Raw genomic sequence first — 14,082 nt, forward strand, 5'->3', positions numbered from 1 at the left:
AATTTACAGGCTCGGCGCGGAGCCCTCAGTTCTGCTCGGACAGGACGGCGATCAGATCCTCGAGAATGGTTGCCAGCGCTCCATTTTCGACGGGAGCCGCGCCCCTCAACAGCTCGACCGCCTCGCCGCGCCGGCCGGCGGCAACCAGCGGAACCACCCGGTCGGCGAGCATCTGCAGCTCCGGCGCGGGTGGCGAGGCGTTCGCGACGGTGGTGGCCAGCACCTCGACCAGCTCCCAATCGCGATACAGCGCGAGCGAGCGCTCGTTGAAGGCAAACCCGGTGACGGGTTTGCCCCACAGCGTCCCTTGGTAACGGTAGGGACCTACCATGTACTCGATCGGCAGGCCGTGCGCCGGGGCCGCGACCAGCGGCTCTCCGACAATGTCCAGTTGCAGTGTGGCGCAGCGGATCCGGTGGCGGTCCGGCATGTATCGAGCCGGGGCGACCGGCCGCACCAGCGGGCGCACCGCGTCCGGCCAGCGGACATAGCTGTGGATCGTGACCTCGACGTCCTCGGCGCAGTCGGGCGGCGTGGCCGGATCGGGATAGCTGGCCGTGACGCCGGTAAACGGTTGCAGCGCATTGCCGTTCGTTCGGTCGAATTGCCGCCAGATGCTCAGGTCCACGCCGTTGTCGAAGTTGATGGTGCGCCATTCGTGTGACCGGGCCCGCGGGTCTCCCCCGCTTCCCCCGCCGCCGGCGTACTTCGGGAACCACTGCCGGTCGACGTGCCCGCCGCTGCCGGAGACCTGCTCGACGACGTCTCCCCAGCGCAGTGTTCCCGTCATCGCCATTCCCGTCTGGAAATACGAGTACGTGTCGCTCTGGCCGAAGCAGACGATCTTCCCGTTGTAGGTCGACGCGCCCACCGGTGTCGGTGCGCGCGTTGGGGTTACGGCCAGGTCGAGCCGCATCGGCCGGCCGGAGTGGTCCTCGCCGACCAGGCTGACGCGGTACGTGTACGGCAGCAATTTCCCGTCGCCGTCGCGGCACGCGCTCCACGACGCGGTACCCGCGCCGCTGTGGTAGCTCAGGTCGAGGTAACCCGGCGCCATGGTCAGCTTGCGCTGGGCCCCCGGCTCCATGTTCGCCGGCGGCATGTCGTAGTCCGTGTAGGTGCCGTAGTCACCGGTGTCCAGGTCGAACAGCGCCATCGTGTAGAAATCCGCGACGATCGTTCCACCCGGCCGGTTCTTGTTGAAGATGGTCAGGAAGGCAAACGAGCGACCGCTTTCGGCGTCGAGCTGACCGGCGATGAACCAGGTGTCCGACTCCTGGTCGGCGTGTTCGCCTTCGGCCGCGGGGAAATCCAGCTGGGGATCGCCGGGCACCAACCGAAATGGGTAGGTGCGCCAATCGCTATCCATATCGCTTGCCACGGCGCCCATCCTTCTTTTTTCGCTATGTTAGCGTCAATAGCGAAATTACGGTCGCGGTCCCATTCCCCGAGGAAGTGCTCGATGACAGACAATCCCGGCCATCGTTCCTATAACGAACTCTTCATCGGGGGGCAGTGGCGCAAGCCCGCCAACCCCCAGCAGCTCGCCGTGATCTCGCCGCACTCCGAGGAGCCGGTCGGCCACGTCCAGGTGGCCGGGCCCGAGGACGTCGACGCCGCCGTCGCCGCCGCGCGAAGCGCTTTCGACCACGGCCCGTGGCCCCGCATGAGCCACGCCGACCGGATGGCCAAGGTCGAGCAGCTCGCCGCGATCTACGCCGGCCACATCGAGGAGATGGCCGACCTGATCACCGACGAGATGGGTTCGCCGCGCAGTTTCAGTCGGCTGGGTCAAGGCGCCGCCGCCGCCTCGCTGATCCACCTCGCGCTGGCCGCCGCGCGCGACTTTCCCTGGACGGAGCGCCGCCAGGGCGTGCTCGGGGAAGTGCACCTGCGCCGGGCCCCGGTCGGGGTGGTCGGGGCGATCGTGCCGTGGAATGTGCCGCAGTTCCTGATCATGCCCAAGCTAATCCCGGCGCTGATCGCGGGCTGCACGGTGATCATCAAGCCCGCGCCCGAAACGCCTTTGGACGCTTTGTGGTTGGCCGAAATGATCGAACAACTGGACCTGCCCGACGGTGTGGTCTCGGTGCTGCCGGGCGGACCCGACATCGGCGAGGCGCTGGTCCGCCATCCCGGGGTGGACAAGATCGCGTTCACCGGATCCAGCGGCGTCGGTCGCCGCATCGCCGCCCTGTGCGGCGAGCAGCTCAAGAGGGTGAGTCTCGAGCTGGGCGGCAAGTCGGCGGCGATCATTCTCGACGACGCCGACATCGGCAAGACGGTGGCGGGGCTGAAAACCGCCGGCCTGATGAACAACGGCCAGGCCTGCGTCGCGCAGACCCGCATCCTGGTCAGCGATCGGCGGCACGACGAGGTCGTCGACGCGCTGGCCGAGATGATGTCGGCGCTCAACGTCGGGGACCCGGCCGACGAGGCCACGGACATCGGACCCCTTGTCGCGCAACGGCAACAACGTCGGGTGCAGGAGTACATCCGCTCCGGCAAGACCGAGGGGGCCCGCGTGGTGCTCGGCGGCGAGGACAGTCCGTCGGACCGGGGCTGGTACGTGCGGCCGACGCTGTTCGCCGACGCCACCAACGACATGCGCATCGCCCGGGAGGAGATCTTCGGCCCGGTGTTGACCGTGCTGCGCTACCGCGACGAGGAGGACGCCATCCGGATCGCCAACGAAAGCGACTACGGTCTGGCCGGTTCGGTGTGGACCTCCGACATCGCCCACGGCTTGGAGGTCGCGGCCGGGGTCCGCACCGGCACCTACGGCATCAACATGTACACCCTCGACATCGGCGCCCCATTCGGCGGCTTCAAGCAATCCGGCATCGGGCGGGAGTTCGGTCCGGAGGGACTGCACGAGTACGTCGAGCTTCAGACGCTGGTGTGCAAGGGCAAGCTGCCGCCGCTATAGCTCGGGCGGCCGCCACCCGGGGTCGCGGCCCAGCCGCGCGAGAAGCCTTGCCTGTAAGTCGATTTCGTCGTTCACCGTGACCGGCGCCTTGAACATCCCCGACGCGGTCAAGTCCTGCGGGTCCATCGGCAAGCCGGTATAAAACAGTTCGCACCAACCGGGATCCAATCGGTCGTCGGCTCCCACCGCGCGGGCGAGGTCCCAGGTGTGCACCGCAACGTCGCGGGTCAGGTTCGGCATCAGCCGATAGGCGTCCAGCTGCGTCGCCCTACCGGATTCGAGCGCCCCGGTGAGGGCCTCGTAGGTCGCTTGCCAACGGACCCGCGGATCGTCCCGCGGCCGGTCGGGCTTCAGCCCGAGGGGCCGCAGGAGAAGAACGTCGTGAAAGCCGATCACATGCTCGAGCACGCCTCGGGCGTCCCACGCATCGCACGGTGAGCGACAGTCCCACCTGCCCTCCGCCGAGGCAACGGCCTCACCGAAACGGCGGCACACCGCCAGGTGCAGTTCGCTAACACCGTCAACCACAAGGCATCTGCAGGGTGAGCTCGACCGGGCAGCACAACGCGCCGTGCTGATTGGTCACCTGGATTTCGATGTCGACGAGGCAGCGCGGCGGGTCCACCGAGGTGTCCCGCCGCTTGGCCAGCGCCCGCCCGCGCCCGACCATCGTGTCCCCCGCGTACACCGAGCCGACCAGCCGCATCGAGCGGCGCACCACGCGGCTGCTCGGGCCCGCCCAGTCGGTGGCGACCCGGTCGGCAAACCCCGCGAGATGCATGGTGTTGACGTAAATCGTTGGGTTGCCCTGACTTTGGGCGTAGCTGGGGTCGAAATGCCCCGGGAAATAGTCCCAAGTCGCCCCGGCATTCTCGACCACCCGCTGATAGCTGATGTGGTCGACCACCTCCGGCAAGTCGACGGGTAGGTCGATTGTGTTCCAGTCCAGGTCGGTCACGAGGCGCCGCCCGGGGTGAACCGGAACAGGGTGTTTCGGCAGGTGGCCACCACGGCGCCGTCCTGACGGGTGTAGGTCTCGAGTGTCTCGACGAAATGACCGATGCCCAGCCGGGTCCGCTTTTCCGGTGACACCGACACCAGCTCCTCGACGGCGGTAAGCACGTCGCCCTCGACGATGGGCCGCAGGAACTCAACGTCGTTGGCCGCGTTGATGAACGTGGTGCCCGGCAGCGGCACCCGCAGCACCACCGAGGCCGCGGGCGGCCGGCCCGTCGGCTCCCAGGGCGGGGGGATCAGCCAACCCATCAAGAGGGCCGGCGGGGCGAGCAACCCGCCCCACTTCTCCCGCGCGAACTCGGCATCCCAATACGATCGATTCCCGTCGCGGACCATCGCCGCGAACAACTGGATGCGCGCGCCGCTGACCGGGGTCGCCGCGGTGCGGGGTTCGCTCTTCGCGCCGACCATGCGGAGCGCGTCTTCGTAGCTACCAAACTCCAGCTGGTAGCTGAGGTCCTGCTCTCCGCTCACATGACGAGCGGGTGCCGGCTCGGCACCGAATCCCATTCGAGCGCACGGGAAGTGAAGTACCAGGCGCCGCGCTCGTAGACCAGCTCGTCCCGGAACGTCCCGGTGGCCCGCAGGGTGGTGTCGCCGTACATCGCAGCGAACAGCACCACGACACAACGCATGCTCGCGTTGACGCCGTCGACGCGGATCTCGTGGTCGAGGGTGACCAGCCGCTGCCCGTCGCCGCCGTCGAACGCCGCCCGCAGATCGGTGAACCGGTCGCCGTCGCGGGTGTAGCTGGCGCCGGCGTGGCGGAACGTGGCGATCCAGCGGTCGCGATCACCGTCGGAGTAGGCCCTGTTGTGCCGGGCGGTCAAATCCAGGATCGCAGCGCGGGCCGTCGCGGCCTGCAGCATCTGCTGTTCCTGATAGGTCATGGTCATTTTGCTCTGCAGCCTCTCTCCGAATGACGCCCGACAAAGGGATAGTCCGTAACATTAAATTAACTTACCGGCGATTCCGTAACGTCAAGGTAACTTACCGGCGAACGATATACCCCTCTTTCTCACGATCCCACGCCGATGGATTCAGGCCGCGGTCGCGCAACACGTCTTTCCGCACCCGTCCGATGGCGTTCTTGGGGAGTTCATCCACCGCCTCCACGAATCGCGGCACACAGAAGTACGGCATCCGGGCGGAGCAGAAGTCGAGCAACTCGGCGCAGTCCAGCGCCGCCCCGGGGCGCAGCGTCACGATCAACAGGATGTCGTCTTCGCCCAATTCGCTGGGCACCCCGACCGCCGAGGCCTCGGCCACCGCGGGATGGCACGCGACGACGTCCTCCACCTCGACCGAGGAGACATTTTCGCCGCGCCGGCGCAACGAGTCTTTGATGCGGTCCACATACGTCAGGTTCCGATCGGCGTCGAGTCGGCCCAAATCGCCGGTGCGAAACCACTCCGGGTGCGGCTCCACCCGCGAGCCTTCGCTCACGTAACCCTCGCTCATCACGTGCGGGTGCCTTGGGCGGCAAGCAATCTCGCCGACCGCGCCGGGCGGCAGCGGGTCGCCACGCTCGTCGACGATGCGGACGTCGAAGTTAGGATTCGGTCGGCCCGAGGTCCCGGGCACGCCCTCGTCGGACACGCCCTTGACGGCGATGGGAAACGCCTCGGTCATGCCGTACATCGTGACGATGCGGCACCCGTAACGCTTTTCGATCTCGTGGTAGGAGTCGGCGCTAATGGGTGCGGCGGAGATGAACCGCAGCGGCAGCTGCGCGTCACGCGGATCCGGGGGCAGGTTTTGCAGCATCGACACCATGGCGCCGGCACCGGCGAATCCGATCGCGCCGTGGGCCCGGATGTCGTCCCACACCTCCCCGGGGTGAAATGCCTTGGCCAACACGGTCGTTCCGCCGGCCAGCATCGGGGCCAGCACACTGGGCGCGGCGCTCAGGTGGAAGAGCGGCATCGCCGTCCACAGCGCCTCCCCCGGGCCGAATTCCCATGCGCCCGCTGCGGTGGCGGCCACGGAGAACAGGTAATGCCACGTTGTGGCAACGGCTTTCGACGGCCCGGTGGTGCCGGAGGTGTAGAACAGCACCCCCACGTCGGTGGGCCCGAGCGGGCTTTCGGTCAGCGGAACGTCGACGTCGAGGTGCAACGTCGCGGCAAGCGAATCATCTTGCACCACAACCCGGGTCACCATGTCCAACTGGCCGGCGACCTCGTCGACCCGGGGCCGGCGCTCGGCGTCGGTGAGAATCACCTTGGCCCGCGACAACCGCAGCGCGTGCAGCAGGAAATCGCCCTTGTTCGCGGCGTTCACCGCGGCGCTCAGCGCGCCGATCCGCGCCGCACCGAGCCAGAAGTACACCCATTCAGGGCAGGTCGCGGTGAACAGCGCCACGCAGTCGCCGGGACCGACGCCCAGGCCGGCCAGCATGTGCGCCGCCGCGCGCGACCGCCGGCGCATCTGCTCGAACGTCACGTCCACGCCGGCGATCGACATCATCACCCGATCGGGGTGCTGCTCAGCACGCCGATCCAGCACGGCCGGCACGGTGAAGCTGTCGACGCCGAAATCCGACGGAGCCGGCATCAGGCTTTCGCGGCCGCCGGGTCGGGCTCGCCGTCGGCGGTGTAGCCGAAGTCGGACGGCGAGGGCTGCGGGCCCGGGTAGAAGCGGTGCGCCCAGCGGCGAAGGGCGGCGTAGTCGCGCGCCTCTTCCGGAGCCAGGTTGGGCTTCTCGAGGTACTTCATGTTCTCCCAGGTGAAGAAGTCCTGCTTGATGACCTCTTGCTGCAGCGCCAGGAACTTCACGGCGCGGCCGGTGGGCACGTCGCCGGTGTCGCCGGGCTCCCGGACGGATGCCTGCGTGTAGAAGTAGTCGGTGTAGTCCTCGTCGACCGGTGTCTGTCCGGTGACCTGGCAGGTGGCCACCAGTTCGCTGGGGAAGCGCACGATTCCCAGCCCCAACGAGTAGTTGTCGTAAATGATCTTCGCGTCGACCGGCCCGTTCGGCGTCAGCCAGGTCGAGGCGCGGCCACCGCCGAAATGGGCGTTGACCGTCGCGTGCAGGTGGTATCCGGAGACCTCGAACGACGAGGTGGTGGCGGGGTTGGCGGCCTTGTGCACGTACTGAACGTGGTAGGGATCGGCCGCGTTCTCGATGATCATCTGCGCGTGCACCTTGACCCGGTTGACCATCTGCGTGTGCGGGTGCAGCGGGTAGTACTCGTTGGTCTCCAGCTCGGGCAGCACCGGCGGCTGCCAGTATGGCGCCCGGCCGTGGCGCTCGTGCCACGCGAGGATGAAGCCGTACCACTCCATGCTCGGATAGGTGCGGATGCGGACGTTGTTCTTGCAGCCGATCTTGCTGTAGGGGATCAGGGCGTTGGTGCCGTCGCCGCGCCACCGCCACCCATGCCAGGGGCAGACGATGTTCTCGCCCTCGACCGTGCCGCCGACGCCGAGGTTGGCGCCGAGGTGCTGGCAGTAGGCGTCCATGACGTGCACCTGGCCGGATTCGGTGCGGAAAAGCACCAGCTCCTCACCGAAGTAGTGCGCGCGCTTGACCTGACCGGGCGGCAGGTCCGAGCCGAAGGCGACGATGAACCAGCCCGTCGGGAACCGGTATGTCGACAGCGCGATCCCGGCCTGTCCGAACTCACGCTCCGAAGGATCTGCGGCCGAATCTGATGCCGAGTCCGAAATTGTATCCGTCACGTCCACTCCCAGCGGGTTCGACGATAAGCTCTATTTTTACTATCTTAAGCATTGAACGTCAACGCGGCGGCCGGAGGGTGCCGCATGTCGCCACGAAGCGAGGTTTCACATGACGGCTGCGGCGGTGGATCTATCCGATCTCGCCTTGTGGCGCAACGGTTTTCCCGACGAGCTGTTCGCCGAGTTGCGAAGCACCCGCCCGCTGTTCCGGCACGAGATGACCCCGGGCGTAGCCGAGACCGTCCACCGTGAATTCTGGGTCGCCACCAAGCACCGCCACGCGGTCCGCCTGCATCGCGATACCGATTCCTTCACCGCCGTCGACGGTCCGCTCATCCAGCCGGTCGGGATGTTCTCGTCGTACCCGACGATCATCAACATGGACCCGCCGGATCTGAACAAGCGCCGCAAGCTCATCTCCAACGCGTTCAACCCGCGCGCGATCGCCAAACTCGAGGACGGCATCCGGGCGCGCGCCGCGCGGATGATCGACCACCTGCTCGCCGAGGGCGGCGGCGACTGGATCGAGAACGTCGCCGACGCGCTGCCGATGACGGTCATCGGCGACATCATCGGCATACCGGATGACGACCGGCCGCGAATCTTCGATTGCCTGGACAGCATCCTGAAGGCCAACACGCCCGGGGCGCGGCCGAGCTTTCAGGACTACACCGATCTCTACGCCACCATCTTCGGGTACGCGATGGAGCTCACCGCCGAAAAGCGGTGCCATCCCACCGATGACATCTGGAGCACACTGGCGTCCGCCGTGATCACCGGCGAGGACGGCGAGGAATTCAGCCTCCCCGCCAACGAACTCGAGTTCTTTTTCTTCGTGCTGACATTCGCCGGCAGCGACACCACCAAGAACGCGTTGGCCATCGGGCTGCAGGCGTTCGTCGAGAACCCGGAGCAGATCGAGCGATACCGGGCGCAGGAGGAGCTGCGGCCCAACGCGGTCGAGGAGGTGTTGCGGTGGGCGTCGCCGGTTGCCTACTGGACGCGCACCGCCAAGGTCGATGTCGAGATGGACGGGCACCACATCGCGAAGGGCGAGCGGGTGGTGTCCATGCTGCGCTCGGCAAACCGCGACCAAGAGGTGTTCCCCGCACCGTTCACGTTCGACATCGGGCGTCAGCCCAACCCGCACGTGGCATTCGGGGGCGGCGGACCGCATCACTGCCTGGGCGCCATGCTGGCGCGCGCGGAACTGCGCGCGGTCTTCGACGAACTCCTGCTGCGCTGCGACGACATCGCCGTCGGCCCGGCCACGGTGGCGTATCCGAACCTGCTCACCAACATGTCGATCTATGACGAGATGGCGATTTCGCTGGGCGAGCGGCGGTAGCTCAGTCGATCAGCCGCAGCGCCGCCTTGGGGCACTGGTCCACCGCGGCGCGCACGTCGATCTCCAGCCGCGGCGGCACCGGGCCGTCCGCGATCTGCACCACGTCTTCGTCGCCCAGTTCGAATACCTCCGGGGCGAGCGATTCGCAGAAGCCGTTGGCCTCACACATGTTCTCGTCGACCGTCACGCGCATCAGGTGTCCTCCTCAGCCTATTTTTTGAGGCCCGCCGGACGGGTCCCGATCACTTGGTTGCTTGCCAGGTTGACCAGCTCTTCGTCGGTCAATCCGCACCGCTCGCGCAATACTTGTCCATTGTGCTCGCCCAGCCTCGGTGGGGGGCGCAGCAGCCACTTGTCCTGGCCGGAAAGCTTCGCGAACGGCGGGCAGGGATAGAGGCCCCGCCCGGTGCTCGGATGGTTCAGGGCCTCCAGGAATCCCCGGTCGCGCAGTTGCGGGTTCTCGGTCACCAACGACGGCGACACCACGGGCGCGGCGGGAACGCCCGCGCCGGCCAAGCGCTCCACCGTCGATTCCAGGGGCTGAGCTGAGAACCACTCCCGCAGCCGGCTGTCGATGTCGTCGGCCCGCTGCCGCCGCCCGGCCGCCGTGGCCAGGCCCTCGTCGCACCAGGCCGGTCGATCCATGACGTCGACCAAGGCCCGCCACTGCCGGTCGTCGCGCACGGTGACCGCGATCCAGTCGTCGTCCCCGGCGCACCGGTAGATGTTCTGGGTCGACGCGCCGTGGCCGCGGTTGCCGCGCCGCCCCAGCGTCACCCCGAAGACCTCGGCCTCGATCGCCTGGATCGCGGTGGCGTTGAGCACCGTTTCCAGCATCGGCAGCTCGAGCAGCTGGCCCGTGCCGGTGCGTTCGGCGAAGTCGAGCGCGGCCAGCACGGCGAACGCGGCGTGCACGCCGGCCAGCGGATCGCAGGCGCCGCGCGGCGCGACCGGCGGTGCCTCCGGCAGCCCGGTCACCCACGCCAGGCCGGCGATCTGCTCCATAGTCGGGGCGAATCCGACGCGTTCACGCCACGGGCCGTCGATGCCGAACGCGGGCATCCGGGCGACGACGAGTTTCGGGTTGACCTCGAGCAGCGCGTCCGCGGTCAGGCCGAACTGCTCCATCACCCGCGGAGAGAAGTTCTCGATCACCACGTCGGCGCCGGCCGCCAACTTCTTGAACAGACGGCGACCCTCGTCCGAGCCCAAATCCAGTGTGACGGAACGCTTGTTGGTGTTCATCGCGTGGAACACCCAGCCGTACTCCCACCAGTCGTCCACATCGGTGCGCATCCCGCCCGAGTAGCGAATGCCGTCGGGTCGCTGGATGGACTCCACCTTGACGACGTCGGCGCCGAACGCCGCCAGCAGGTGGGTCGCGGCCGGCCCGGCCCAGAACGCGGTCAGGTCGACGATGCGCAGGCCCTCCAGCGGCAAGCCCCGCGTGATGGGCGCCGGTTCGGATTCGCTTCTCCCCCAGGCCGGTTCGTCGTTGGCCTCCCCGGGTGCCGGGGTGGTACCCAGCGGCGCGGGCGCGCACGCCGCCATCAGCCACGGCGGGCGCGGCTGCTGAAAGCCGGCGGGGTTGGGCGTAAACACCCCCCGCTCGCGCACGTACTCCATGTCACGGATCGTGGAGCCGTCGCCCAACGCCGCGATCGGCAACCGGAACAGCTGACCGAGCTCGACGATCTCCGCCACCGTCCGCTCGGCCAGCCACGGGCCGATCTGTTCGCGGATCAGGTCACGGTAGGCCCACCGGCCGATCTGGAACCGCAGCTGTTCGATCTCCTCCAGCTGCGGGCACTCGACCATCGCGCAGAAGTCGAGCCACTGCTGCCCGGTGACCATGGTGATGCCGACGTAGCCGTCCTTGGCCGGCTCGATCGAGGGCACTTCCAACGTCCGGCGGACGGGCGGAACGCGCAGCAGCTGCGAATGCAACCATTCGCTGCTCTGCATCGCGGTCATCGCCTCGAGCATCGACAGGTCGAGGTGCTCGCCGGAACCGCCACGCTCGACGCGGCGGCGCACGGCCAACGCGCCGAACGCGGCGTAGACGCCGCCCATGTACTCCCCCAGGTCCCCGCCGATCGCGATGGGAGGCCCGGCGGGATCGCCGCGAAAGCCGGGCGAGCCGGCCCACGCCTGCAGGGTGAACTCGCTCGCGGCGCGATCGGCATACGGCCCGGTCCAACCGAAGTCGGAGATCGTGACGACGGTCGCCCGCGGTGAGTCAGCCAGCAGGCGTTGCGGGTCGATGCCCAGTTCCGCGGCCCGCGACCGGCCCGCGGTCACCACCACGACGTCGGCGCCGGCCAGTTCGGCGCGATAGCGTTCGGAGACCGCTGCGACCGTCAGGCTGCGCTTGCCGGCATTGAGGTAGCTGAACAACGGGGAGGGCTGGCCGTCCGGCACGGGCGAGCAGCTGGCGGAGTACCGCCGCAGCCAATCCCCTTGCGGCGGTTCGATTTTGCGCACCTGCGCTCCGGCATCAACGAGCAGCTTGCCGCAGTAGTCGCCGGCTATCCGATCGCTGATCTCGACGACACGCAGTCCGTCGAGCGGTGTCGGCCGGCTGTCGGGCTCGCGCCTCACGCGGCTATTTATACCATTACTGCTAAAATAGCTAAGCCAGTCGAGCACGCGCGAGGATTGGATGACCGCCCTGGGAATTGGCCAAGACGCCCGTCGCCGACTGTCGGCGCCGCGGATCGCCGAAATCGTAGCCGACGAGTTACGCCGTCAGATCATCGACGGTGAGCTCGCCGACGGCGACCTGCTGCCGCGCCAGGAGGTGCTCGTCGAGCAGTTCAACGTCAGCCTGGTCTCGCTGCGCGAGGCGCTGCGGATCCTCGAAACCGAGGGCCTGGTCTCGGTCCGGCGGGGCAACCGCGGCGGCGCCGTCGTGCACGCGCCCGCGAAGACCAGCGCGGCCTACATGCTGGGCCTGCTACTGCAGAGCGAGTCCGTCCAGGTGGCCGACCTGGGTTTCGCGCTGCGGGAACTCGAACCCGCCTGCGCCGCACTGGCGGCCCAGCGGCCCGACCGGATGGACACGTTGGTGCCCGAACTCAAGCAGGTCAACGATTCGATGGCCGAGCATCTCGAGGATGGCCGGCTGTTCACCGAAATCGGCCGCCAATTCCACGATCTCGTGGTCCGCGGCTGCGGGAACCACACCATCATCGCGGTGGTCGGCAGCTTGGAGACGCTGTGGACCAGTCACGAGCAACAGTGGGCCGACGAGAGTGCGGCTCGGGGCACCTACCCCTCGCTGGCTCAGCGCCGCGCCGTGCTCGGCACGCACGTCAAGCTGACCGAGACCATCGCCGAGGGTGACGTCGACCGCGCCCGCCGGATCGCGGGCCGCCACCTCGCCGACACCCAGACCTACGTGCTGTCGGGCCGGCCCGATCAACGCATCTACGCGCTGTCGCCGCAGGCCTTGGCGCGCCCGCGGGACGTCCGGCGCCCCTGACGTTTATGCGAACCGCACTAGTTACCGGCGGCAGCGGCGGGATCGGGAAGGGATGCGCCCGCAAGCTCCGCGAGCTCGGCTACGACGTGGTGCTCTCGGCGCGGCGCGAGGCCCCGCTACGCGCGGCCGCCGAGGAGATCGGGGCGCGCCACATCGCCGCCGATGCGTCCGACCCGGACGGATTCGCCGCTGCCATAAGCGTTTTGGAGCGGATCGACCTCGTGGTGCACGCGGCCGGAACGCTCGGTGGAACCTACGCGCGCAAGCAGACATTCGATCAGTGGCGCGACATCATCTCCGCCAACCTGGATTCGTGCTTCGTGGTGACGGCCGCCGCACTGCCCCGGATGCGCGCGGGCTCGCGGTTCGTGTTCATCTCGTCGTCGGCGGCGCACGAGCCGATGATGGCCCGCACCGCCTACTCCGCGTCGAAAGCCGGCATGAACGCGTTCGCCCGGGCCCTGGCGCTGGAGGTGGACCGGGACGGGATCGCGGTGCACATCGTGACGCCCGGCCCGGTGGAAACCGAGATGCTGCAGGATGTTCCGTTCGAGATGTACGCGATCCAGGTGTCCGATGTCGCCGAGGCGGTCGCCTGGTTGGACACCGTCGACCCGTCGGTCGACCTGCCGGAGATCCGGTTGTCGGCCGTGCAGCGCGGTCCGTTCGCGCGGCCGCCGGTCGTGCCTACGGAAGCCCGCCGCCGGCGCCAGCGAACCCCTTGATCACCGACTCGCCGAACTCGTGTAGGGATTCCGGCGCGGCGAAATCGGCGAACCACACGTAGAACCGCTCGACGCCCTGGGCGGCCAGCCCGCCGAAGTGCGCGATCAGCTCATCGGCGTCGCCGCAGACCAGCCCCGAGCCAAGGTTGCCGAATCGCCGGGTGCTCACCTCGCGCACTTTGTCGGGGTCGCTGCCTGTCCGGACAAATCCCACCATCTGCTGCATCGACACGCGCGCGGTGCCCGCGGCGGGGGCCAGCTTGGACAATTTGTCGAGGTGATTGGCCGGCAGATTCCACCAATCCGCGTATTTACGAACGAGTTCCATCATCCGCGGTCCGGTACCGCCCAGCAGCAGCGGTATCGGATGGGACCGGCGCGGGACCTGCGCGGCCTCCCCCGTGTCGTCGCCCCAGTATTGCCGGATCAGCTCGATGTGGCGCCCGAGTTGTGCGACCCGGGCCTTCGGATCCTGCTCACCCACATCGAATCTGGTGAACTCGGCGGGCCAGGAGCCCGCGCCGAGGCCGAGGTCGAATCTCCCGTTCGACGCGTCCGACAGGGTGACGGCCTGTTTGGCGAGCACGGCCGGATGCCGGAACGCGTCGCAGAGCACCAGGTGGCCGATCCGCAGCCGCTCCGTCTTGGCCGCCACCCAGGTGGCGATGCCCATTGCCTCCCATATGGATTCGTCGGGCAACCCCGGCGCCTCGAGGTGATCGATGAACGCCACTCCCTCGAAACCGCTGGCCTCGGCGCGCAGTGCCCGCTCCGCGATGTCGGCGGCCGAAAGCCGCACTTGGGGCAGGAACAGATACCACTCGGCCATGCGCCCACCTATGCTCGGCGCCGATTGCAACAGCGGCGCTAGTTTACTATTTTTATTATGTTAGGGG

Annotated in this window: 14 protein-coding genes; 4 read left to right on the top strand and 10 right to left on the bottom strand. The window is 68.0% G+C overall.

From position 1 onward, the window contains the following. Window positions 1–25: 25 nt before the first annotated feature. A complete protein-coding gene (locus A9X00_RS16325) occupies window positions 26–1,369 on the bottom strand; it encodes a lipocalin-like domain-containing protein (protein ID WP_067155398.1) in 1,344 nt (447 codons plus the stop codon). A gap of 93 nt (window positions 1,370–1,462) precedes the next feature. Between A9X00_RS16325 and A9X00_RS16330 the strand changes: the two genes are divergently transcribed. Continuing rightward, complete coding sequence (locus A9X00_RS16330) at window positions 1,463–2,929, top strand: aldehyde dehydrogenase (protein ID WP_067155329.1); 1,467 nt, start codon at window positions 1,463–1,465, stop codon at window positions 2,927–2,929. Here A9X00_RS16330 and A9X00_RS16335 read toward each other — a convergent pair. From A9X00_RS16335 to A9X00_RS16360, 6 genes are all read right to left on the bottom strand, one after another. After that, on the bottom strand, window positions 2,924–3,457 hold the full coding sequence (locus A9X00_RS16335; RefSeq protein WP_067155332.1) for a maleylpyruvate isomerase family mycothiol-dependent enzyme: 534 nt from the start codon (window positions 3,455–3,457) through the stop codon (window positions 2,924–2,926). The two genes, A9X00_RS16330 and A9X00_RS16335, sit on opposite strands and share 6 nt — an antisense overlap. Beyond that, complete coding sequence (locus A9X00_RS16340; RefSeq protein WP_067155335.1) at window positions 3,450–3,887, bottom strand: MaoC family dehydratase; 438 nt, start codon at window positions 3,885–3,887, stop codon at window positions 3,450–3,452. The genes A9X00_RS16335 and A9X00_RS16340 overlap by 8 nt, the downstream gene beginning before the upstream one ends. Then, the gene (locus A9X00_RS16345; protein WP_232006848.1) at window positions 3,884–4,357 is read right to left on the bottom strand and encodes a MaoC family dehydratase N-terminal domain-containing protein; all 474 of its coding nucleotides are present in this window, start codon (window positions 4,355–4,357) and stop codon (window positions 3,884–3,886) included. Before A9X00_RS16345 ends, A9X00_RS16340 begins: the two co-directional genes overlap by 4 nt. A 59-nt stretch (window positions 4,358–4,416) precedes the next feature. Further along, window positions 4,417–4,842: a nuclear transport factor 2 family protein gene (locus A9X00_RS16350; RefSeq protein ID WP_067155340.1), complete on the bottom strand. Its 426-nt coding sequence runs from the start codon at window positions 4,840–4,842 to the stop codon at window positions 4,417–4,419. A 94-nt stretch (window positions 4,843–4,936) separates the two neighbouring features. After that, complete coding sequence (locus tag A9X00_RS16355; protein WP_067155343.1) at window positions 4,937–6,502, bottom strand: AMP-binding protein; 1,566 nt, start codon at window positions 6,500–6,502, stop codon at window positions 4,937–4,939. Then, window positions 6,502–7,629 carry a Rieske 2Fe-2S domain-containing protein gene (locus tag A9X00_RS16360; protein ID WP_197515188.1) on the bottom strand — a complete coding sequence of 376 codons (1,128 nt, stop codon included), beginning with the start codon at window positions 7,627–7,629 and terminating at the stop codon, window positions 6,502–6,504. The genes A9X00_RS16355 and A9X00_RS16360 overlap by 1 nt, the downstream gene beginning before the upstream one ends. Window positions 7,630–7,738: 109 nt before the next feature. On the opposite strand from A9X00_RS16360, the gene A9X00_RS16365 reads away from it, so the two are divergent. Then, a complete protein-coding gene (locus A9X00_RS16365) occupies window positions 7,739–8,977 on the top strand; it encodes a cytochrome P450 (protein WP_067155348.1) in 1,239 nt (412 codons plus the stop codon). A gap of 1 nt (window position 8,978) precedes the next feature. On the opposite strand, the gene A9X00_RS16370 is transcribed toward A9X00_RS16365, so the two are convergent. Both A9X00_RS16370 and A9X00_RS16375 read right to left on the bottom strand, forming a co-directional pair. Next, entirely contained in the window at window positions 8,979–9,170 is a 192-nt protein-coding gene (locus A9X00_RS16370) for a ferredoxin (protein ID WP_066967798.1), read from the bottom strand. Between the two features lie 17 nt (window positions 9,171–9,187). Then, entirely contained in the window at window positions 9,188–11,578 is a 2,391-nt protein-coding gene (locus A9X00_RS16375) for a CaiB/BaiF CoA-transferase family protein (protein ID WP_067155351.1), read from the bottom strand. A gap of 61 nt (window positions 11,579–11,639) precedes the next feature. Here A9X00_RS16375 and A9X00_RS16380 point away from each other — a divergent pair, with 61 nt between their 5' ends. Next, window positions 11,640–12,461 carry a FadR/GntR family transcriptional regulator gene (locus A9X00_RS16380; RefSeq protein WP_067155354.1) on the top strand — a complete coding sequence of 274 codons (822 nt, stop codon included), beginning with the start codon at window positions 11,640–11,642 and terminating at the stop codon, window positions 12,459–12,461. 5 nt (window positions 12,462–12,466) lie between these two features. After that, on the top strand, window positions 12,467–13,186 hold the full coding sequence (locus A9X00_RS16385) for an SDR family oxidoreductase (RefSeq protein WP_067155357.1): 720 nt from the start codon (window positions 12,467–12,469) through the stop codon (window positions 13,184–13,186). Here A9X00_RS16385 and A9X00_RS16390 read toward each other — a convergent pair. Next, window positions 13,149–14,015, bottom strand: a complete 867-nt coding sequence (locus tag A9X00_RS16390; protein ID WP_067155360.1) for an LLM class flavin-dependent oxidoreductase — start codon at window positions 14,013–14,015, stop codon at window positions 13,149–13,151. The genes A9X00_RS16385 and A9X00_RS16390 overlap by 38 nt on opposite strands. Window positions 14,016–14,082 lie beyond the last annotated feature (67 nt).

The organism is Mycobacterium sp. 1245805.9 (genome assembly GCF_001672915.1).
Lineage (GTDB): Bacteria > Actinomycetota > Actinomycetes > Mycobacteriales > Mycobacteriaceae > Mycobacterium.

Coding starts and splice junctions, on each gene's coding strand:
- A9X00_RS16325 (WP_067155398.1), bottom strand. CDS start 1,369: ATGGATAGCGATTGGCGCACCTACCCATTTCGGTTGGTGCCCGGCGAT.
- A9X00_RS16330 (WP_067155329.1), top strand. CDS start 1,463: ATGACAGACAATCCCGGCCATCGTTCCTATAACGAACTCTTCATCGGG.
- A9X00_RS16350 (WP_067155340.1), bottom strand. CDS start 4,842: ATGACCATGACCTATCAGGAACAGCAGATGCTGCAGGCCGCGACGGCC.
- A9X00_RS16345 (WP_232006848.1), bottom strand. CDS start 4,357: ATGGTCGGCGCGAAGAGCGAACCCCGCACCGCGGCGACCCCGGTCAGC.
- A9X00_RS16390 (WP_067155360.1), bottom strand. CDS start 14,015: ATGGCCGAGTGGTATCTGTTCCTGCCCCAAGTGCGGCTTTCGGCCGCC.
- A9X00_RS16385 (WP_067155357.1), top strand. CDS start 12,467: ATGCGAACCGCACTAGTTACCGGCGGCAGCGGCGGGATCGGGAAGGGA.
- A9X00_RS16380 (WP_067155354.1), top strand. CDS start 11,640: ATGACCGCCCTGGGAATTGGCCAAGACGCCCGTCGCCGACTGTCGGCG.
- A9X00_RS16355 (WP_067155343.1), bottom strand. CDS start 6,502: ATGCCGGCTCCGTCGGATTTCGGCGTCGACAGCTTCACCGTGCCGGCC.
- A9X00_RS16370 (WP_066967798.1), bottom strand. CDS start 9,170: ATGCGCGTGACGGTCGACGAGAACATGTGTGAGGCCAACGGCTTCTGC.
- A9X00_RS16365 (WP_067155348.1), top strand. CDS start 7,739: ATGACGGCTGCGGCGGTGGATCTATCCGATCTCGCCTTGTGGCGCAAC.